The sequence below is a fragment of the Kitasatospora humi genome (assembly GCF_020907985.1).
GTDB classification, from domain to species: Bacteria; Actinomycetota; Actinomycetes; order Streptomycetales; family Streptomycetaceae; genus Kitasatospora; species Kitasatospora humi.
Map to the genome: position 1 here is coordinate 31,459 of NZ_JAJJPA010000040.1, position 20,329 is coordinate 51,787.

The following is a 20,329-nucleotide window of genomic DNA, read 5'->3' on the forward strand; positions in this document are numbered from 1 at the left end:
CACCCGACGGGCCGACTGGTGCCAGCGCAACACGTCACCGGAGCGCGCAGGCACGAACCCCGCGGCGAGGGAGCCGGCCTCCGAACGGTCCTACAGGCCCTCGCCGCGGCAGCTAAGAAGAAGCAGCCCGTTGCGCATGATGGCGCCAGACTAACCCAGCGCTGCGCGGGGCCGAAGCCGGAACCGCGACATTTCCACTCCTTGAGACGGCCGGGTGCGTGACAGTGGGTCGGTGATCCGTGACGCCGTGCGCCATGGCGCAGCCCTGCACCACCGTCCCGACGCCGGCCTCGCCCGGTTCGCCCGGCGACGGCCGCCGCGCCGCCGCGCCCGGTTCGGCGACGGCCCGGTGGTGGAGGCCGTCGCCGGCGCCTGGAAGGGCATCGGCCTGCCCCGGTGAACGCACTCGGCAAAGTCCTGGCGTCCGCCCAGGAGAATCCCAGCAAGCCGCCGCTGCCCGTAGCAGACTGGCAACCATGCGCATTGCGGTCACCAGGAGCGGCGGGTTCGCCGGACGCACCACCCGGGCCGAGCTGGACACGGCGGCCCGGATCGACGCCCCCCATGTGCACGCGCTGGCCCGTGAGGCGGTGGTCGGCACCTCACGGCTGCGCGGCTTCGGCGTGCCGGACGGCTACCACTACGTGATCACGGTGGACAACCGCACGGTGTACTGCGCCGATCCGACCCTGACCGCCTCCCAGCGCGAGCTGATCTCGCTGGTGCTGCACCAGGGCGTCGAGTTCGCCGGCTGACGGCAACCCGGGAACGCGCTCAGAAGCCCAGCTTGCGCAGCTGCTTGGGATCCCGCTGCCAGTCCTTGGCGACCTTGACGTGCAGGTCGAGGTAGACCGGGGTGCCGAGCAGGGCCTCGATGTGCTTGCGGGCGGTGGTGCCGACGTGCTTCAGCCGGGCACCCTTGGCCCCGATCACGATGGCCTTCTGGCTCTGCCGCTCGATGTAGACGTTGGCGTGGATGTCCAGCAGCGGGCGGTCGGCGGGGCGGTCCTCGCGCGGCAGCATCTCCTCGACCACCACGGCCAGCGAGTGCGGCAGCTCGTCCCGGACGCCTTCGAGCGCGGCCTCGCGGATCAGCTCCGCCACCATGATCTGCTCGGGCTCGTCGGTCAGGTCACCGTCCGGGTAGAGCGGCTGGCCCTCGGGGAGCAGCTTGGTGATCAGGTCCGCGACCAGCTCCACCTGCTTGTCACCGACCGCGGAGACCGGGATGATCTCGGCCCACTCGATGCCCAGCTCGGCACCCATCGCCTGGATGGCGAGCAGCTGCTCGGCCAGCCGCTTGGAGTCCACCAGGTCGGTCTTGGTGACGATGGCGACCTTGGGGGTCTTCTTGATCTCGGCCAGTTCCTTGGCGATGAAGCGGTCGCCGGGGCCGATCTTCTGGTCGGCGGGGAGGCAGAAGCCGATCACGTCGACCTCTGCCCAGGTGGTGCGGACCAGGTCGTTGAGCCGCTCGCCGAGCAGGGTGCGGGGCTTGTGCAGACCCGGCGTGTCGACCAGCACCAGCTGGGCGTCGGGGCGGTGCACGATGCCGCGCACGGTGTGCCGGGTGGTCTGCGGGCGGTCGGAGGTGATCGCGACCTTGGTCCCGACCAGGGCGTTGGTCAGGGTCGACTTGCCGGCGTTGGGGCGGCCGACGAAGCAGGCGAAGCCTGATCGGTAGGGGGTCGCCGGGGTCAAGGAGGAGTCGCTCATGGGGACCATTCTCCCTGATCGGTCGCGGCCGCCCGACCGCCGCGACCCCGCCGGGTCACTTGCCGCGCAGCGCCACGCCGATCACGGTGAGCAGCGCCAGGCCGCCGGCCACGCAGGCCCAGACCACCGAGTGGTGGGTTTCGTGCCAGCGGCCCATGGCCATCACGAAGGCCAGCACCGCGGCGAAGAACGAGAGAGCCCCCATGGCTGGTGAGATTATCCGATGACATCACCGGCCATGGGGGCTCCCCCACACCGTCTTCGAACGCGGTCTCAGGCCTCGACCCGGGAGCGGAGCACCCCGTCCGGCCCGGCCATCAGCAGCGGGGTCCCGCTGCCGCCCAGCTCCCGCACCACCGCCAGGTCGACCGGGTTGGGCTCGCCCGCCTCCGTCACCACGGCCGCCGCCTCCAGCCCGCCGGCACCACTCGCCTTGGCCATCGCCACGGCCGTCTGCACCGCCGTCAGCGACAGCGACGGCAGCACCACCGCGCCCGCCACATAGGTGCGCCCGGTCTCGTCGCGCACCGCCGCGCCCTCCGCGACCCCGTTGCGGGCCCGGATCGAACGGGCCAGCGTGATGATCTTCTGGTCTTCCGGATCAAGCTCAGTCATGGGGCCGAGCATAGGCGGCGCCGCTCCTGCGCCGCACTCTCCCGGGGCACGACGAGGCCGTCAGGGCCGCCCTGCCGAGCAGCCTCGATCGCCGGCCCCTCAGTCCTCCGGATCCGCCTCCTCGACCTCGCGGCGGACCGGGGCGGCCACCACGGTGCCGATCCGGTTGCGGCGGCCGGCCGAGCTCTCGGCGGTCAGTGCGATGGCCGCGAGGTGGCCCGGATTCTCCTCCGGCACCGGGATCTCGCAGCACGAGCCCGGGATCGGCACCCGGCCCAGGTGCTTGGCCAGCAGGCCGCCGACCGTCTCGACGTCCTCGTCCGCCAGCTCGATCTCGAACAGCTCGCCCAGGTCCTCGACCGTCAGCCGGGCAGTGATCCGGAAGGTGCCGTCCCCGAGTGCCTCCACCGGCGCGATCTCCCGGTCGTACTCGTCGGTGATCTCCCCGACGATCTCCTCCAGGATGTCCTCGATGGTGACCAGCCCGGCGGTGCCGCCGTACTCGTCGATCACGATCGCCACGTGCGAGCGCATCTGCTGCATCTCCCGCAGCAGGTCGCCGGCCGGCTTGCTGTCCGGGACGAACACCGCCGGGCGCATCACGGTGTCCACCTGCTCCGCCTCGGCGTCCCGGTCGACGTGGGTGAGCCGGACCAGGTCCTTGAGGTAGACCATGCCGACCACGTCGTCCTCGTTCTCCCCGACCACCGGTATCCGGGAGAAGCCGGAACGCAGGGCCAGGGTGAGCGCCTGGCGCACCGTCTTGTGCCGTTCGATCATCACCAGGTCGGTGCGCGGCACCATCACCTCGCGCACGATGGTGTCGCCCAGCTCGAACACCGAGTGCACCATCCGGCGCTCGTCGTCCTCGATCAGGTCGTCCTGCTCGGCCAGGTCCACCAGCGCCCGCAGCTCCGCCTCGGAGGCGAACGGGCCCTCGCGGTAGCCCTTGCCCGGGGTGAGCGCGTTGCCCAGCAGGATCAGCAGCCGCGGGATGGGCCCGAGGATCCGGGCCAGCGGCAGCAGCACGTAGGAGGAGGCGGTGGCGGTGGTCAGCGGGTGCTGCCGGCCGATGGTGCGCGGGGAGACGCCGACCGCCACGAAGGAGACCAGCACCATCACCCCGAAGGCCACCAGCACGCCCTGCCAGGTCTCCCGGAAGCTGCGCACGCAGACCACGGTGACCAGCACGGCCGCCGCCACCTCGCTGGCCACCCGGATCAAGGTGGCCAGGTTCAGGTACCTGACCTGGTCCGAGGCCAGGGTGAGCACCCGCTGCGCGCCGCGCCGGCCGCTGCGCACCGCCTCCTCGGCACGGAACCGGGAGACCCGGGAGATCCCGGCCTCCGCGCAGGCGGCCAGCCAGCCGAGCATGACCAGCAGGAACGCACCGACCAGGAAACTCGTACTATCGCCACTCATCGCGGGTCAATGGGTGGTGGGGGCCGGGGAGATCCCCGACAGCCCGCGACCGGCCCGCCAGTCGTCGAGGATCCGCTTCTGGAGGCCGAACATCACCTGCTCCTCCTCCGGCTCCTCGTGGTCGTAACCGAGCACGTGCAGCACGCCGTGGACGGTGAGCAGCTGCAGCTCCTCGTCCATCGAGTGCTCGGAGGGCGCAGCCAGGCCCTGGGCCTTGGCCACCTCCGGGCAGAGCACGATGTCGCCGAGCAGGCCCTGCGGCAACTCCTCGCCCTCCTTGCCCGGGCGCAGCTCGTCCATCGGGAACGACATCACGTCGGTCGGACCGGGCAGGTCCATCCACTGGATGTGCAGCTGCTCCATCGCCTCGGCGTCCACCAGGATCACGGACAGTTCGGACAGCGGGTGGATCCGCATCTTGTCGAGGGCGAAGCGGGCGACGTCGAGGATGGCCTCTTCGTCGGCCTCCCAACCGGACTCGTTGGCGATGTCGATGGACATGACGGGGGGTGGCTCAGCTTTCGGTGCGATGGGGCTGTCGGGGGGTGCGGCCGCGGGGACCGCGCGGGGCCGCCTTGCGGGGCGCGGGGGCGGCCTCGTCGGAGTTCGCGGCGTCCCAGCGCTCGTAGGCGTCCACGATCCGGCCGACCAGCTTGTGGCGGACCACGTCGGTGCTGGTCAGGATCGAGAAGTGGATGTCCGGGATGTCCGCGAGGATCTCCTGGACCACCTTGAGGCCGCTGCGGGTGCCGCTCGGCAGGTCGATCTGGGTGGTGTCACCGGTGACCACGACCTTGGAGTTGAAGCCCAGGCGGGTCAGGAACATCTTGATCTGCTCGGGCGAGGTGTTCTGCGCCTCGTCCAGGATGATGAAGGCGTCGTTCAGGGTGCGACCGCGCATGTAGGCGAGCGGGGCCACCTCGATGGTCCCGGCGGCCATCAGCCGGGGGATCGAGTCCGGGTCCATCATGTCGTGCAGCGCGTCGTAGAGCGGGCGCAGGTACGGGTCGATCTTCTCGTACAGGGTGCCGGGCAGGAACCCGAGCCGCTCGCCGGCCTCCACCGCCGGGCGGGTCAGGATGATCCGGTTGACCTCCTTGGCCTGCAGCGCCTGCACGGCCTTGGCCATCGCCAGGTAGGTCTTGCCGGTGCCGGCCGGGCCGATCCCGAAGGTGATGGTGTGCCTGTCGATCGCGTCGACGTAGGACTTCTGGTTCAGGGTCTTCGGACGGATGGTCCGGCCCCGGTTGGAGAGGATGCTCTGGGTGAAGACGGCGGACGGGCTGACCGCGCCGTCCGGGTCCTCCGCGCCGCTCTTGAGCATCGCGATGGACCGCTCCACCGAGTCCTCGGTCAGCGGCTGCCCGGTGCGCAGCACCAGCATCATCTCGTTGAACAGCTGCTTCACCAGGGCGATGTCGGTCCGGCTGCCGGTGGCCGTGACCTCATTGCCGCGGACATGGATGTCGGTGTCCGGGAAGGAGCGCTCGATCACCCGCAGGAGGGAGTCGGTGGCACCGAGCAGGGTGACCATCGGGTGCTTCTCGGGGATCACGATCCGGGCGCTGGAGCCGTCGCCGCCCTGGGCGCTGGTCTGTGCGGTGTCACTCATCGGTTCGCTCATGGGTTGGCCCTGGGGCCTGTCTCATCCCATCCGTGGTCTCGGGGTGCCGCTCGGTCTTCCGGGGTCACCAGGGTACGCCGCGCAGGTGTTCGTTGTGGCACGGCCCGATCGATGGTGCGGCACGGCCGGGGATGGTGCCAGTCGTTTTCGGGTGCCCGCGCGGCGCGCTGCTCGCCCGGCGTCACCGGCGGCGCGGCACCGGCACCCTGGCGAGGTCCTCGGCGACCACCAGTTCGCCGTCGAAGTGCTCCCCGGCCTCGGCCAGGTGGCCGGCCGGGTCGGGGTAGCGCTGCGAGAAGTGGGTGAGCACCAGGGTGCGGACCCCGGCCGCGGCCGCCACCCGGGCCGCCTGGGCGGCGGTGAGGTGGCCGTGCTCCTCGGCGAGGTGGGCGTCGGCGCTGAGGAAGGTCGCCTCGATCACCAGCAGGTCGGCGCCGTCGGCGAGCCGCTCGACCCCCTCGCACATCCGGGTGTCCATCACGAAGGCGAACCGCTGGCCCCGGTAGACCTCGCTGACCTGGTCGAGGGTGATGGTGCGGCCGTCCACCTCGACGGCGGCGTGCCGCTGCAGCTTCCCGACGACCGGGCCGCTCAGGCCGAACTCGGCGAGCTTCCCGGGGAGCATGCGCCGCCCGTCCGGCTCGATCAGCTGGTAGCCGTACGAGTCCACCGGGTGGGACAGCGCCACCGCGTTCATGGTGAACGGGGCTCCGGACGTGGGGACGGGGCCGGACGACGTGATCGGGGACGTGTGCAGCTGGGCGGTCTCGTGGTAGGCCGTGGCCTGCCGCAGCCGGTCGAAGTAGACCTGGCCGCTCGCCGGGTAGTAGGCGCGCACCGGGTGCGGCACCTTGTCCAGGTTGATCCGCTGGATCACTCCGGCCAGGCCCAGGCTGTGGTCGCCGTGGAAGTGCGTGACGAAGATCCGGGTCAGGTCGGTGGCCGAGACCCCGGCGTGCAGCATCTGCCGCTGGGTGCCCTCCCCCGGGTCGAACAGCAGGCCCTCGCCGTCCCAGCGCAGCAGGTAGCCGTTGTGGTTGCGGTGCCTGGTGGGCACCTGGCTGGCCGTGCCGAGGACGACGAGTTCGCGGTTGCTCACGGAATCAGACCATGCCCTCGTGGAAGGCCAGGCCGCCGAGCACGTGCACGTGGGCGTGGAACACGGTCTGGCCGGCGCCCGCGCCGGTGTTGAAGATCAGCCGGTAGCCGTGGTCGGCGATCTTCTCGTCGGCGGCCACCCCGGCGGCCTCGGTCAGCACGGCGGCGGCGAGCTCCGGGTCGGCGGCGGCCAGCGTGGCGGCGTTCGGGTAGTGGTCCTTGGGAACCACCAGCACATGGGTGGGCGCCTGCGGGTTGATGTCCCGGAAGGCGAGGGTGCGCTCGGTCTCGCGGACCACGGTCGCCGGGATGGCGCCGGCGACGATCTTGCAGAAGATGCAGTCGGGGTCGAGCTGGTCGGCCATGGGAAGGGCTCCCGGTAGGTCGGCGGCGGATTGCTGACGTTCCGCCAACCTACCGGAAGCACTTGCGGCTCAGGGCAGCGGCGGCGGGGTCCTGGCCGGCTGCTCGGCCAGCCCGGCGAGCGCGATCCGCACCGCCTCGACCAGTTGCGGGTCCTCGCCGGCCGCCCACTGGTGCGGGGCGATCTCCACCTCGACGTCCGGGGTCACCCCGCGGTTCTCCAAGCCCCAGCCGTACCCCTCCATCCACGGCGCGTACTTGGGCTGGGTGATGCCGGTGCCGTCGACCAGGCTGTACTTGCTGTCGATGCCGATCACGCCGCCCCAGGTACGGGTGCCGACCACCGGACCGATGCCGAGCGCCTGGATCGCCGCGTTGACGATGTCGCCGTCGGATCCGGCGTGCTCGTCGGCCAGCGCCACCACCGGGCCGCGCGGGGCGTCGTTCGGATAGCTCTCGGCGGTGGCCACGTCGCGGGCCACCCCCCAGCCGACGATCCGCCGGCTGAGCTTCTCGATGATCAGCTGCGAGGTGTGGCCGCCGCTGTTGCCGCGCAGGTCCACCAGCAGGCCCTCCCTGGCCACCTCCACCCGCAGGTCGCGGTGGAGCTGGGCCCAGCCGGCGCTCATCATGTCCGGCACGTGCAGGTACCCGAGCCGACCGGCGGACAGTTCGCGGACGGCGGCCCGCCGCCCGGCCACCCAGTCGTGGTAGCGCAGCGCCTCGTCACTGGCGATCGGCACCGCCACCGGATGACGCACCGTGCCGTCCTCCTTCCGCACCGTCATCTCGACCGGCCGGTCGGCGGTTCCGGCCAGCAGCGGGGCCGGCCCGGTCACCGGGTCGACCGGGCGGCCGTCCACGGCGAGCAGCGCGTCGCCCGGGCGGACCGCCACTCCGGGCTGGGCCAGCGGGGAGCGGGCCCGCGGGTCGGAGGACTCCCCCGGCAGTATCCGGGCGATCCGCCAGACGTCGCCGTCGCGCTCCAGGTCGGCGCCGAGCAGCCCCTGCGGACGCGAGGCGTGGCCGCTGCGGCCCGGCGGGGAGACGTAGGCGTGCGAGGTGCCCAGCTCGCCGACCACCTCCCAGAGCAGGTCGACCAGGTCGTCGTGCGAGCCGAGCCGCTCCACCAGCGGGCGGTACCGGGCCAGCGCGCCCGCCCAGTCGAAGCCGCCCAGGTCGGCCCGCCAGTAGTTGTCGCGCATCAGGCGGCCGTTCTCGTCGAACATCTGCCGCCACTCCGCCGCCGGGTCCACGGTGATCCGGAGCCGGGCCAGGTCGACCCGGGTCTCGTCGTCCTCGCCGGCCGTGCGGTCGGCGGGGACGATCCGCAGCTCGCCGCCGTCCAGCACCGCCAGCCGGCTGCCGTCGCCGCTCACCTGGAAGGCGTCCAGGCTGTCCACCAGCCGCTCGGCCCGCAGCTTGCGCAGGTCGAAGCGCTCCAGCACCGGGCCCGGACGCTCGTCCTCGGGGGTGGCGGCGTCGTCGCCGAGCTCGCCGACCACCGGGTACCTGGTCCACAGCAGCCCGTCCTTGGCGGCCCGCAGCGTGCCGAACCGGCCGCCCTCGACCGGGAACGCGACGATCCGGTCGGCCAGCCCCTCCAGGTCGACCACCGTGCCGGCGGGCTCCGCCCCGGCCTCCCCGGTCGAGTCGCCGTCGGCCTTCTCCCCCTTGTCGGCGGACTTGCCCTCCTCGCCGTCGGCCGGCCGGCCCAGCCGCTGCGGCCCGAACGGCGACGGGGTGTCGGCCGCCAGGGTCAGCAGGTAGGGGCGGGCGCCGGTCGGGAAGCCGAGGTCGAAGCTGTGCGCGTCATAGACCGGGTCGAAGTTGCGCAGCGACAGGAAGGCCAGGTGCCTGCCGTCCGCGGTGAACGCCGGCGAGGTGTCGACGAAGCGCTGCGGGGTGGCCTCGGCGACCGTGCCGGTGGCGAGCTCGGCCAGCATGATCTGGCGCAGCGACCAGGGGCCCAGGGCCGGCTGCGACCAGGCCAGCCAGTCCGACTCCGGGGCGAAGGCCAGCCCGCTCACCTCGCCGTCCCGGCTGCGCGCCAGCTCGCGCACCGTGCCGTCGGCCAGGCCGACCAGCAGCACCCGGCCGTCGTGCGCGGCCACCGCCGCCTGCCTGCCGTTCGGGGCCACCACGAGGGAGAGCACCCGGCCGAGTCGGCCGGCGGCCAGCATGCGGCGCTCCGCCCCGAGGACGTCCGGGGCGTACTCCAGGGCGTCGTCGCCCTCGGCGTCGGTCACCCAGAGCGCGCCCTGCGGGCCGTCCTCCTCGGTGGGCGGCACCACTCGGGCCAGCCGGGCCCGCACGCCGGGCGTCTCGGACAGCACCCGGGCCGGCCCCTCCCGATGGGTGAGCCAGTGCACGGTGCCGCGCACCACGACGGCGGCGGCCCGGGCAGTGGCGTCCGGGGTGGCGGTCTCCACCCGGCCGGCGGCGGACAGCGGATAGGGGCGGCGGCCGGTGCGCGGGCCGGCCGGGGTGACCTCCAGCCGGCGCGGGCGGGCGTCCGCGTCCAGGCTGTCCAGCAGCCAGAGGTCGCCGGCACTGTGCCAGACCACCCGGGTGCCGTCGGTGGCGGCGCCCCGGGCGTAGAAGTCGCCGTCCGGGGTGTGGCGGCGCAGGTCGGTGCCGTCGGGGCGGCTGGAGTAGAGGTGGCCGCACCCCTCGTGGTCGCTGAGGAAGGCGATGCGACCCCCCTCGTCCCCGTGGGCGACCCAGAGCGGGGACTCGATGTTGCCGTTCAGCTCCTGGTGGATCCGGTGGAACTCGCCACCGGTGCTGCCGATCCACAACTTGCCCGCGGTGCCGCCCCGGTAGCGCTTCCACCGGGCCGGCTCCAGCGAGTAGGCGGAGAGCAGGAGCACGGCGTCCGAGTCCGGCGCGAAGGCCAGGTTGCCGATCGGGCCGTAGGGCAGCCTGCGCGGGCTGCCGCCGTCCAGCGGCACCGCGAAGGCCCAGGCCTGTCGGCTGGTCGGCTGGCCCGCGCTGGTGATCGCGACCGGTTCGCCGTCCTTGGTCCAGCCGCGCAGCAGGGTGCGGCTGGTGGTGCCCCAGTGGGTCAGGCGGCGGGCCTCGCCGCCGTCCACCGGGGCCGCGTAGATCTCGGCGGAGCCGTCCCGGGTGGCGGTCCAGGCGATGGTGCGGCCGTCGGGCGAGAAGCGCGGGTGGGAGGCCGGTGAGCGGTCGGCGGTGAGCCGCCACGCGCGGCCGCCGGCGAGCGGCGCGAGCCAGACGTCGTCCTCGGCGACGAAGGTCACCAGGTCGCCGTGGACGTGGGGGTGGCGCAGGTAGGCACCGCCAGTGGAGATGGTCTGGGTGTCCGTCACCCCGTCAGGTTATGCACGCCGCGGGGCCCGGTTCCAGCGTTCCAGCGTTCCGGCGGCTCCAGCGCTTCCGTGCGCCCCAGCGGCTCCAGCGCTGCCACGCACCCCAGCGGCGCCGGCGGCGCCGGCCGCGCCGGCGGCGCCGGCCGACGTCTCAGGCCCAGCGGCCGGTGCGCCCGAGCAGCAGCGCCCCGGCGGCCACCCCGGCGGTGGAGGTGCGCAGCACCGAGGCCCCCAGCCGGTAGGGCTTGGCGCCGGCCTCGGCGAAGGCGGCGAGCTCCTCGGGGCTCACCCCGCCCTCCGGGCCGACCACCAGCACGATCTCCCCGTCGGCCGGCAGCTCGGCGGTGGCCAGCGGCTCGGCGCCCTCCTCGTGCAACACCGCCGCGAACGCCGCCCGGTTCAGCAGCGGCACCAGTTGACGGGTCGTCATGGCCTCGCGCACCTCGGGGAAGCGCAGCCGCCGGGACTGCTTGCCGGCCTCCCGGGCGGTGGCCCGCCACTTCGCCAGCGCCTTGGCGCCGCGTTCGCCCTTCCACTGGGTGATGCAACGGGACGCCGACCACGGGATCACCGCGTCCACGCCGACCTCGGTCATGGTCTCCACCGCGAGCTCACCGCGGTCGCCCTTGGGGAGGGCCTGCACCACGGTGATGCGGGGGCTCGGCTCCGGCTCGGCGCGCAGCTCGGCCACTGTGACGTCCAGCGCGTCCTTGCCGTGCACCGCGGTGACGGTGCCGCAGGCGCCCAGGCCCAGGCCGTCGGTCAGGGTGACCTCCTCGCCCACCGCCAGCCGCTTCACGGCGACGGCGTGCCGCCCCTCGGCACCGTCCAGCCGGACCACGGCGCCGGGCGCGGCGGCGGTCAGTCGGGCGGTGTCGACGACGAAGACGGGTGCGGTCATCAGCGGAGCCTTCTGGGGCGGGCGCAGCCCCGGGCCGTCGGACCCGGGGCTGCGGCGGTGCGTGTACGGGGTTACGCGTATGGCGTTACGACGGCTCAGCGGCCGTTGAAGGCGTCCTTCAGGCGGGAGAACAGCCCCTGCTGTCCGGGCGCGAACTGGCCGGACGGCCGCTCCTCGCCGCGCAGCGCGGCGAGCCGGCGCAGCAGCTCCTCCTGCTCGGCGTCGAGCTTGGTGGGCGTCTGCACCTCGACATGCACTATCAGGTCGCCCCGGCCGCCGCCGCGCAGGTGGGTGACACCGCGGCCGTGCAGCGGGATCGACTGGCCGGACTGGGTGCCGGGCCGGATGTCGACCTCCTCCGGGCCGTCCAGGGTCTGCAGCGGCACCTGGGTGCCGAGCGCCGCGGCGGTCATCGGAATGGTGACGGTGCAGTGCAGGTCGTCGCCGCGGCGCTGGAAGACCGCGTGGCTGGTCTCGGCGATCTCCACGTAGAGGTCACCGGCCGGACCGCCGCCCGGGCCGACCTCGCCCTCGCCGGCCAGCTGGATCCGGGTGCCGTTGTCGACACCGGCGGGGATCTTGACGGTGAGGGTGCGGCGGGCCCGGACCCGGCCGTCGCCGGCGCACTCGGGGCACGGGGTCGGCACCACCGTGCCGAAGCCCTGGCACTGCGGGCACGGGCGGGAGGTCATGACCTGCCCCAGGAAGGACCGGGTGACCTGGGAGACCTCGCCCTTGCCGCGGCACATGTCACAGGTCTGCGCGGTGGTGCCGGGGGCGGCGCCCTCACCGTTGCAGGTGGTGCAGGTGACGGCGGTGTCGACCTGGAGTTCCTTGGTGGTGCCGAAGGCGGCCTCCTCCAGGGTGATCTCCAGGCGGATCATCGCGTCCTGGCCGCGCCGGGTGCGCGAGCGGGGCCCGCGCTGGCCGGCCGCCGCGCCGAAGAAGGCGTCCATGATGTCGGAGAAGCCGAAGCCCGCCGCGCCGGCGCCGAAGCCGCCCGCGCCACCGCCGCCGTTGGGCGACAGCGGGTCGCCACCGAGGTCGTAGACCTGCCGCTTCTGCGGGTCGGAGAGCACCTCGTAGGCGGCGTTGATCTCCTTGAACCGCTCCTGCGTCTTCGGGTCCGGGTTGACGTCCGGGTGCAGTTCACGTGCCAGGCGCCGGAACGCCTTCTTGATCTCGTCCTGCCCCGCGTCGCGTCGGACGCCGAGTACCGCGTAGTAGTCCGTGGCCACCAATGACTCCGCTTGTTCCGCCTCTAGACAGTGTTGCTATGGGTTGGGCTGCTATGGGTTGTCGCTACGACTCGGCGAGGATCTGCCCCACGTACCGGGCCACTGCCCGGACCGCCCCCATGGTGCTGGGGTAGTCCATCCGGGTCGGCCCGATGACTCCGAGTTTGGCCACGCTCTCATCGCCCGAACCGTAACCGACCGAGACGACCGACGTGGAATTCAGGCCCTCGTAGTCGTTCTCCCGTCCGATTCGGACGGTCATACCGCCGTCATTGGTCTCGCCGAGCAGGCGGAGCAGGACCACCTGCTCCTCCAACGCCTCCAGCACCGGCTGGATGGTGAGCGGGAAGTCGTGGCCGAACCGGGTGAGGTTGGCGGTGCCGGCCAGCATGATCCGCTCCTCGCTCTGTTCGACCAGGGATTCGAAGAAGGTGGAGAGCACGGTCGAGACGATCGGGCGCTCGGCCGGCTCGAAGGACAGCGGCAGGTCCTCGACCAGGGCCGGCACCTCCGGGAACCGGCGCCCGCCCGCCCTGGCGTTCAACCGGGCCCGCAGCTCGGCCAGCGTGCTCTCGCCGATCGGCGCGGGGCAGTCCACCATACGCTGTTCGACCCGGCCGGTGTTGGTGATCAGGACCAGCAGCACCTTGGTGGGGGCCAGCATCACCAGCTCGACATGGCGGACCGACGACCGGCTCAGCGACGGGTACTGCACCACGGCGACCTGCCGGGTCAGCTGGGCCAGCAGCCGCACGGTGCGGGCCACCACGTCGTCCAGGTCGACCGCGCCGTCCAGGAAGTGGCGGATCGCCCGGCGCTCGGGCGCGCTCATCGGCTTGATCTCGGCCAGCCGGTCGACGAACAGCCGGTAGCCCTTGTCGGTCGGGATCCGGCCGGCACTGGTGTGCGGCTGCTGGATGTAGCCGTCCTCCTCCAGCGTTGCCATGTCGTTGCGCACGGTCGCCGGGGAGACGCCCAGGTTGTGGCGCTCGACCAGTGCCTTGGAGCCGACCGGCTCCTCGGTGCCGACGTAGTCCTGCACGATGGCGCGCAGGACGGCCAGCTTGCGGTCGTCCAGCGGCAGCACGGCGGCGACGGGGTCGACGGGCGCGGCGGCACGGGTCGCCGGAGTGCGGCCCGGACGCCGACCCGGCGTCCTGGCCGCCCGGGCGGACCCGGACGAGGGGGCCGAGGGAGGCGACGACGGGCTGTCAATGACCGGCTCGCCGCCGGTTGCGTGCGGATCGGATACGGGTTCGTCGAACATGGCACGCACCTCCCTCTTCGCACGTTGTCCTGATGCCAGGCCCTGCACTCTCCGTAGATCGGCTGGCACTCTGCATCGAAGAGTGCCAGAACCGTACCTGCCAGTGTAAGGCCCGGGTCGGACGGCAGGAACGCCCTGTCGCGGGATGCCGTACGGATCACGTGTGGAAGTCCCGCCACGTGGGTGCCCACGGCCGGACGAAGTGGCAGCATCGGTATCAGTCATGACGGATGGACCCCTAGGAGCAGAAATGTCGGCGTCCGGCCCCCACACCCGCTTTGCTCCCGATCGCGGTCTGACCGGTCGGATGGTCACCACGATGTTCCTCATCGGTTTGCTGTACGTCGGCTTCACCGGTGTGCTGATCGTGCTGCTGAAGGGCGCCTGGCCGCTGATCGTGCTGCTCGCCGGCGGCCTGTTCGTGGCGCAGTTCTGGTTCAGCGACAAGATCACCCAGGCGGCGATGGGCGCCCGGGAGGTCACCCCCGAGCAGTACCCGCAGCTCCACGGCACCATTGACCGGCTCTGCGCGCTGGCCGACATGCCCAAGCCCCGGGTCGCGGTGGCCGACAACGACATGCCCAACGCCTTCGCCACCGGCCGCAACCCGCAGAAGGCGGTGGTCTGCGTCACCACCGGCCTGCTGCGCCGGCTGGAGCCGGAGGAGTTGGAGGGTGTGCTGGCGCACGAGCTGTCGCACGTCGCCCACCGGGACGTCGCGGTGATGACCATCGCGGGGTTCCTCGGCGTGCTGGCCGGTGCGATCACCCGGATCGCGCTGTACACCGGGATGTGGGGCGGCGGCAACCGGAACAACAACAACAACAATGACAACGCCGCCATCGCGATCGTGCTGATCTCGCTGGTCAGCATGGTGGTCTACGCGATCAGCTTCCTGCTCACCCGGCTGCTCTCCCGCTACCGGGAGCTGGCCGCCGACCGGGCCGCCGCCCAGCTCACCGGCCGGCCCAGCGCGCTGGCCTCGGCCCTCACCAAGGTGACCGGGCAGATCGGCGCGATCCCGACCAACGACCTGCGCAGGGCGCAGCCGTACAACGCCTTCTTCTTCGCCCCCGCGCTGAGCGCCAGGGAGGTGGCGAGCCAGCTGATGGCCACCCACCCGAGTCTGGAGCAGCGGCTGGCGCAGCTGGAGAAGATCTCCGGCGAGCTGGGCCGCTGAGCCGTCCTGTTCCCGGACACGTCACCCCGTTCTTCAGAGAAGTCTTCGACACCCGAGAGGACACCGCCCGTGGGATTCCTGGACGCCCTGCTGGGCCGCAGCAAGCCGGTCAAGCCGGACCTCGACCAGCTCTTCGGCATCCCGTCCGCGGCGCTCACCCTGGAGGCCGCCGCCGGGTTCACCCCGACCGGACTGGGTTCGGTCTGCTTCGCCGCCGTGGAGGGCGGCGCCTTCCACGAGGTGGAGCGGCAGGTGCGGGCGCTGCTGGACGCCGACACGCCCGAGGGCGGTGTGCCGGTGGAGGCCAGCCGGGACGAGTACGGGTACTCCTGGCTGCTCGCCCGGCACCTCCCGGAGGAGCTGCCCGAGCTGGTCAACGACCTGCACGCGGTCAACAGCGAGCTGGAGGCCAACGGTTTCGGGCCGCAGCTGCTCTGCTCGATCGTGGCCTTCAAGAACGACGAGGGCCAGTCGCTGGGCCTGGTCTACCTCTACAAGCGGGGCACGTTCTATCCGTTCGCGCCGATGCCGGGCGGCGGGGAGCGCCGCAACAGCCCGCTGGAGCTGCAGATGAAGGGGATGCTGGCCAACGACCTGCGGGTGGAGCAGGACCTCAGCCGCTGGTTCCCGGTCTGGGGTGCGCCCGGGCTGTGACGCGCCTGACGGGTCGTCTGGTTTAGTTCCGACATGCGCAGCAAGCAGTACGGACCTGATCTGACCCCGCCCTGGAAGCGCCGGACGCCCGCGCCCGAGGTGACCGCCGAGCGGGACCTGGTGGTGGAGGAGGCCGCCACCGGCTTCTGCGGCGCGGTGGTGCGCTGCGAGAAGACCGCTGAGGGGCTGACCGTCACCCTGGAGGACCGCTTCGGCAAGCGTCGGGCCTTCCCCATGGTGCCGCGCGGCTTCCTGCTGGACGGCAGGCCGGTGACGCTGGTGCGGCCCGCCGGCCCGGCCGCCCCCAAGGGCCCGGGCCGCACCGCCTCGGGTTCGATCGCGGTGCCCGGTGCCCGGGCCCGGGTGGCGCGGGAGTCGCGGATCTACGTGGAGGGGCGGCACGACGCGGAGCTGGTCGAGCGGGTCTGGGGCGACGACCTGCGGATCGAGGGCGTGGTGGTCGAGTACCTGGAGGGCATCGACGACCTCCCCGCGATCGTCGCCGACTTCGCCCCGGGTGATGCCCGCCGCCTCGGCGTCCTGGTCGACCACCTCCTCCCGGGCACCAAGGAGCACCGGATCGCGCAGCAGGTGACGGGGGACGCGGTGCTGGTGGCGGGCCACCCCTTCATCGACATCTGGCAGGCCGTCAAGCCCGCCAGTGTGGGCATCGCAGGCTGGCCGGACGTGCCCTACGAGGAGGACTGGAAGCAGGGCATCTGCCGCCGCCTGGGATGGCCGGTGGACACGCCTGCTGCGTGGAAGCGCATCCTGGCGTCCGTGAACTCCTACAAGGACCTGGAGCCGGCGCTGCTGGGACGCGTGGAGGAGCTGATCGACTTCGTGACGGTCGCGGGGTGAGCGCCGGTCAGGCGTAGGTCTGGAACTCGTCGGTGTCCAGGGTCAGACCGAGGACCGGAACGGGAACCGGGTCGCCGAACTTGCTGGATTGTGCGTCCAGATAGTCCGGAACTCCGTCAGCCGTGGCCGTGCTCGGCTCGGTGAGCAGGAGGCACTTCCCCTTGAGCGGGTCGACGATCAGATAGGCGGCGATCGTCCCTTCCGCGTACAGCTCGCGCTTGACGCGGTAGTCCCGGTCGACACTGGTCTTGGAGACCACCTCGACGACCAGGGTGACCGATGCTGCGGGCAGTAGGCGGCCGTGCTCCTCGACAGCCCCGCGTTCGAAGACCACCAGGTCCGGCTGCGGCTCACTGCCATCATTGGGGAAGGACAGGTCCTGAGTCCCGATCGCGCGCCAACGCTGGTACGGCACCTGCTGCTGGATCGCCGCGACGATGAGGTTGTGGACCACGTCAGGCCCCGCCGTCATCACGATTTCCCCCCGCAGGAGTTCGGCCTTCAGCCCTTCGGGGACCTCAAGGTTCTCGAAGATCCCTACCATGCGGTCATCCACGGCGGTCATCACAACGCTCCCTCGGACGGCTGCTGTTACCGTAACGACAATCAGTCCACCAAGTCACGCACCACCGCGTCCGCCAGCAGCCGCCCCCGCAGGGTCAGCGCCGCACGCCCCTCGGCGAACGGCTCGGGGGCCAGCAGGCCGTCCGCCAGTGCCTGTTCGGCGGCCTTCAGTCCCGCCGCCGTGAGCAGGTCCAGCGGGCAGCCGTCGACCAGCCGCAGTTCCAGCAGGATCCGCTCCACGCGGCGGTCCTCGGCGGCCAGGACCTCGCGGCCCTGCCCCGGGGTGCGGCCCTCGGCGATGGCCCGGGCGTAGGCGGCCGGGTGCTTGGCGTTCCACCAGCGCACCCCGCCGACGTGGCTGTGCGCGCCGGGCCCGGCGCCCCACCAGTCGGCCCCCGTCCAGTAGAGCTCGTTGTGGCGGCAGCGGGCGGCTTCGGTGGTGGCCCAGTTGGAGACCTCGTACCAGGAGTAGCCGGCGGCGCTGAGCGCCTGCTCGGCGATCAGGTAGCGATCGGCGTGCACATCGTCGTCCACCGTCGGCAGTTCGCCGCGCTTGATCCGGCCGGCCAGCCGGGTGCCCTCCTCGACGATCAGCGAGTAGGCCGAGACGTGGTCCGGACCGGCGCCGATGGCGGCGTCCAGGGAGGCCCGCCAGTCGTCGTCGGACTCTCCCGGGGTGCCGTAGATCAGGTCCAGGTTGACGTGTTCGAAGCCGGCTGCGCGGGCCTCGGCGACGCAGGCCTCGGGACGGCCCGGGGTGTGGTGGCGGTCGAGCACCTTGAGCACGTGCGGGCGGGCGCTCTGCATGCCGAAGGAGATCCGGTTGAAGCCGCCCTCGCGCAGTTCGGCGAGGTAGGCCGGGGTGACCGACTCCGGGTTGGCCTCGGTGGTCACCTCGGCATCCGGGGCCAGGCCGAACTCCTCGCGGATCGCGGCGAGCATGGCGACCAGGTCGCGGGCCGGCAGCAGGGTGGGGGTGCCGCCGCCGAGGAAGACGGTCCGCGCCGGCAGCTCGACCGGCCCGAGCACGGCACGGGCCTGCCGGATCTCGCCGATCAGGTTGGCCGCGTAGGTCTCCTGCGAGGCGACCGCGCCGGCGGCGTGCAGCTCGGTGGCGGTGTAGGTGTTGAAGTCGCAGTAGCCGCAGCGGCTGGCGCAGTACGGCACGTGCAGGTAGAAGCCGAACGGCCGCTCGCCCAGGCCGGCCAGGGCGTGGGCGGGCAGCGAACCGTCGGACGGCACGGGCTCGCCGTCGGGAAGTGCGGAGGGCATGCCTCCATTGTCCGGTACGGCCGTCGGAACCCCGACAGCCGTACCGGATCGGCGCCGGCGCCGGGCTCAGGCCTCGTTGGCGCCCGCGTACATCTCGGTCACCGCGTCGGCGTAGGTCCGCTCGACCACCGGGCGCTTGATCTTGAGGCTCGGAGTGAGCTCACCGTGCTCGATGTCCAGGTCGCGCGGCAGGATGGTGAACTTCTTGAGCGTCTGCCAGCGCTGCAGGTCGCCGTTGAGGCGCTTCACGAAGCCCTCGATCAGGGTGTGGACCTCGGCGGAGGTGACCACCTCGGCGTAGCCGCGGCCCTTCATCCCGTGCTCGGCGGCCCACGGCATGATCACCGTCTCGTCCAGTGTGATCAGCGCGGTGCAGAAGTTGCGCCCGTTGCCGATCACCAGGATGTTGCTGACGAACGGGCAGACCGCCTTGAACTTGCCCTCGATCTCACTGGGCGCGACGTACTTGCCGCCCGAGGTCTTGAACATGTCCTTCTTGCGGTCGGTGATCCGCAGGTAGCCGCCCTGGGCCAGCTCGCCGATGTCGCCGGTGTGGAACCAGCCGTCCGCCTCCAGCACCTCGGCGGTCTGCTCGGACAGGTTGTGGTAGCCGGTCATCACGCCGGGGCCGCGCAGCAGGATCTCGCCGTCCTCGGCGATCCGCACCTCGCTGCCCGGCAGCGGCAGCCCGACGGTGCCGACCCGGAAGTCGTCCTCGTGGTTGACCGTGATGCCGGCGCTGGTCTCGGTGAGGCCGTAGCCCTCCAGGATCGGCACCCCGACCCCGGCGAAGAAGTAGGCGATCTCGGGGGCCAGTGCGGCGCTGCCGGAGACCGAGCCGCGCAGCCGGCCACCGAACGCGGCCCGGATCTTGGCGTAGACCAGCTTGTCGGCCAGCGCGTGCTGGATCCGCAGGCCGAGCGGCGCGCTGTCCCGGCCGGTGGCGACCCGGCTGTCCTGGACCGTGTGGGCGTACTGCCGGGCCGTCCTGGCCGCCCACATGAAGATCTTGTACTTGGCGCCGCCCTCGGCCCGGGCCCGCCCGGCGATGCCGTTGTAGACCTTCTCGAAGATCCGCGGCACCGAGGCCATGATGGTCGGCTTGATCGCCGGCAGGTTGTGGATGATCCGGTCGACCCGGCCGTCCACCGCCATCACATGGCCGGTGTGGACCTGGCCGGAGATCAGTGACTTGCCGAAGACGTGGGCGAGCGGCAGCCACATGTACTGCACGTCGTCGGGGCGCAGCAGACCGCTGTCGGCCTGGGCGACGGCCTGGTACGACCAGGTGTCGTGGGCCAGCCGGACCCCCTTGGGCCGGCCGGTGGTGCCCGAGGTGTACACCAGGGTGGCGAGCTGCTGCGGGCTGATCCCCTCGACCGCCCGCCGCACCACCTCCGGATCGCCCTTGCGCAGGGCGGCGCCGCGCTGCTCCAGCTCGGCCAGCGAGATGATGGTCAGCCCCTCGGCGGCCGGCAGCTCGCCCGGCAGGTCGAAGACGACCACGGTGGCCAGGTCGGGCAGCTCGGCCCGCCCCTCGAGTGCCTTGTCCAACTGCTTGCCGTTCTCGGCGAACAGCAGCCGGCTGCCGGAGTCGGCCAGGATGTAGCCGGTCTCGTCGGCGTTGGTGCTGGGGTAGACGGTCGTCACGGCGGCCCCGGCGCACATGGCGCCCATGTCGGCGAGGATCCACTCGATCCGGGTGGAGGAGGCCAGCGCCACCCGCTCCTCCGCCTGGATCCCGAGGTCCAGCAGGCCGGCGGCGATGTCGTACACCCGGTCCGCGGTCTGCTGCCAGGTGAGCGAGCGCCACTGCTCGGCGCCCGGTGCCCCGTCCGCCGCATGATCGTCAACTGGAACCGGGTAGCGGTATGCCTCGGCGTTGGGTGTGGCCTCTACCCTGCTGAGGAACACATGGGCCACTGAGGCTGGGCGCCCGGCGATCGTGTCGGAGCCGATGACGGACTGCGCGGTACTCAACGAGACCTCCGGGGGACCTGGTGGCCGAGGGTGGATGCCGGGCGCTGGTGGGGGTTGGGCGACCCGGCAGCTTGTTGACTGGCGAGTAATTAACTGGCGAGTAACAAGGTTGCCGACAGCCTAGAACCAACCGGCCCTGCTGTTAAGAGGGCAAGCCGTCTTGCACTCCGGCGCGGACGCAGTGCAGTCACCAATACCGGACGCTGCCGTGCGCTGTCAGCGGATCGCGGAGACGCCCC

The 20,329-nt window shown here is 72.0% G+C and carries 20 protein-coding genes; 5 read left to right on the forward strand and 15 right to left on the reverse strand.

Features of this window, described 5'->3' with window-relative positions:
• The first annotated feature begins 232 nt into the window (after nucleotides 1–232).
• Together LN042_RS28090 and LN042_RS28095 are read left to right on the forward strand one after the other, a co-directional pair.
• Entirely contained in the window at nucleotides 233–400 is a 168-nt protein-coding gene (locus tag LN042_RS28090) for a hypothetical protein (RefSeq protein ID WP_230054196.1), read from the forward strand.
• A 76-nt stretch (nucleotides 401–476) separates the two neighbouring features.
• Nucleotides 477–755 carry a protealysin inhibitor emfourin gene (locus tag LN042_RS28095; RefSeq protein WP_230054197.1) on the forward strand — a complete coding sequence of 93 codons (279 nt, stop codon included), beginning with the start codon at nucleotides 477–479 and terminating at the stop codon, nucleotides 753–755.
• A gap of 19 nt (nucleotides 756–774) precedes the next feature.
• Here the strand turns inward: LN042_RS28095 and era are convergent, their stop codons facing one another.
• The 12 genes from era to hrcA form a co-directional block, all read right to left on the reverse strand.
• Entirely contained in the window at nucleotides 775–1,725 is a 951-nt protein-coding gene (era, locus tag LN042_RS28100; RefSeq protein ID WP_372495834.1) for a GTPase Era, read from the reverse strand.
• Between the two features lie 46 nt (nucleotides 1,726–1,771).
• A complete protein-coding gene (locus LN042_RS28105; RefSeq protein WP_230054199.1) occupies nucleotides 1,772–1,921 on the reverse strand; it encodes a hypothetical protein in 150 nt (49 codons plus the stop codon).
• A 68-nt stretch (nucleotides 1,922–1,989) separates the two neighbouring features.
• Nucleotides 1,990–2,343 carry a cytidine deaminase-like protein gene (locus LN042_RS28110; protein ID WP_230054200.1) on the reverse strand — a complete coding sequence of 118 codons (354 nt, stop codon included), beginning with the start codon at nucleotides 2,341–2,343 and terminating at the stop codon, nucleotides 1,990–1,992.
• Nucleotides 2,344–2,430: 87 nt separating this feature from the next.
• On the reverse strand, nucleotides 2,431–3,753 hold the full coding sequence (locus tag LN042_RS28115) for a hemolysin family protein (RefSeq protein WP_230054201.1): 1,323 nt from the start codon (nucleotides 3,751–3,753) through the stop codon (nucleotides 2,431–2,433).
• A gap of 6 nt (nucleotides 3,754–3,759) precedes the next feature.
• Nucleotides 3,760–4,254, reverse strand: coding sequence for an rRNA maturation RNase YbeY (ybeY, locus tag LN042_RS28120; protein WP_230054202.1), 495 nt, complete (start codon nucleotides 4,252–4,254; stop codon nucleotides 3,760–3,762).
• 13 nt (nucleotides 4,255–4,267) lie between these two features.
• Nucleotides 4,268–5,365 (reverse strand): PhoH family protein, encoded by a 1,098-nt coding sequence (locus LN042_RS28125; protein ID WP_230054203.1) that lies wholly within the window; start codon nucleotides 5,363–5,365, stop codon nucleotides 4,268–4,270.
• Between the two features lie 193 nt (nucleotides 5,366–5,558).
• Nucleotides 5,559–6,476, reverse strand: coding sequence for a ribonuclease Z (locus LN042_RS28130; RefSeq protein WP_230054204.1), 918 nt, complete (start codon nucleotides 6,474–6,476; stop codon nucleotides 5,559–5,561).
• 4 nt (nucleotides 6,477–6,480) lie between these two features.
• A complete protein-coding gene (locus LN042_RS28135; RefSeq protein WP_230054205.1) occupies nucleotides 6,481–6,840 on the reverse strand; it encodes a histidine triad nucleotide-binding protein in 360 nt (119 codons plus the stop codon).
• A 69-nt stretch (nucleotides 6,841–6,909) separates the two neighbouring features.
• Nucleotides 6,910–10,173 carry a S41 family peptidase gene (locus LN042_RS28140; protein WP_230054206.1) on the reverse strand — a complete coding sequence of 1,088 codons (3,264 nt, stop codon included), beginning with the start codon at nucleotides 10,171–10,173 and terminating at the stop codon, nucleotides 6,910–6,912.
• 151 nt (nucleotides 10,174–10,324) lie between these two features.
• Nucleotides 10,325–11,074 (reverse strand): 16S rRNA (uracil(1498)-N(3))-methyltransferase, encoded by a 750-nt coding sequence (locus LN042_RS28145; protein WP_230054207.1) that lies wholly within the window; start codon nucleotides 11,072–11,074, stop codon nucleotides 10,325–10,327.
• Between the two features lie 95 nt (nucleotides 11,075–11,169).
• Nucleotides 11,170–12,312, reverse strand: a complete 1,143-nt coding sequence (gene dnaJ, locus LN042_RS28150; RefSeq protein WP_230054208.1) for a molecular chaperone DnaJ — start codon at nucleotides 12,310–12,312, stop codon at nucleotides 11,170–11,172.
• Between the two features lie 64 nt (nucleotides 12,313–12,376).
• On the reverse strand, nucleotides 12,377–13,579 hold the full coding sequence (gene hrcA / locus LN042_RS28155) for a heat-inducible transcriptional repressor HrcA (protein ID WP_230054209.1): 1,203 nt from the start codon (nucleotides 13,577–13,579) through the stop codon (nucleotides 12,377–12,379).
• A gap of 250 nt (nucleotides 13,580–13,829) precedes the next feature.
• Here hrcA and htpX point away from each other — a divergent pair, with 250 nt between their 5' ends.
• From htpX to LN042_RS28170, 3 genes are all read left to right on the forward strand, one after another.
• Nucleotides 13,830–14,759 (forward strand): zinc metalloprotease HtpX, encoded by a 930-nt coding sequence (gene htpX, locus LN042_RS28160; protein WP_230054210.1) that lies wholly within the window; start codon nucleotides 13,830–13,832, stop codon nucleotides 14,757–14,759.
• 69 nt (nucleotides 14,760–14,828) lie between these two features.
• The gene (gene pspAB, locus LN042_RS28165) at nucleotides 14,829–15,413 is read left to right on the forward strand and encodes a PspA-associated protein PspAB (RefSeq protein ID WP_230054211.1); all 585 of its coding nucleotides are present in this window, start codon (nucleotides 14,829–14,831) and stop codon (nucleotides 15,411–15,413) included.
• Nucleotides 15,414–15,446: 33 nt separating this feature from the next.
• Nucleotides 15,447–16,274, forward strand: coding sequence for a DUF3097 domain-containing protein (locus LN042_RS28170; RefSeq protein WP_230054212.1), 828 nt, complete (start codon nucleotides 15,447–15,449; stop codon nucleotides 16,272–16,274).
• A gap of 7 nt (nucleotides 16,275–16,281) precedes the next feature.
• Here the strand turns inward: LN042_RS28170 and LN042_RS28175 are convergent, their stop codons facing one another.
• From LN042_RS28175 to LN042_RS28185, 3 genes are all read right to left on the reverse strand, one after another.
• Nucleotides 16,282–16,839 (reverse strand): Uma2 family endonuclease, encoded by a 558-nt coding sequence (locus LN042_RS28175; protein WP_230054213.1) that lies wholly within the window; start codon nucleotides 16,837–16,839, stop codon nucleotides 16,282–16,284.
• 41 nt (nucleotides 16,840–16,880) lie between these two features.
• Nucleotides 16,881–18,110 carry a radical SAM family heme chaperone HemW gene (hemW, locus tag LN042_RS28180; protein WP_230054214.1) on the reverse strand — a complete coding sequence of 410 codons (1,230 nt, stop codon included), beginning with the start codon at nucleotides 18,108–18,110 and terminating at the stop codon, nucleotides 16,881–16,883.
• A 66-nt stretch (nucleotides 18,111–18,176) separates the two neighbouring features.
• Complete coding sequence (locus LN042_RS28185) at nucleotides 18,177–20,090, reverse strand: AMP-dependent synthetase/ligase (RefSeq protein WP_230054215.1); 1,914 nt, start codon at nucleotides 20,088–20,090, stop codon at nucleotides 18,177–18,179.
• Nucleotides 20,091–20,329: the final 239 nt, after the last annotated feature.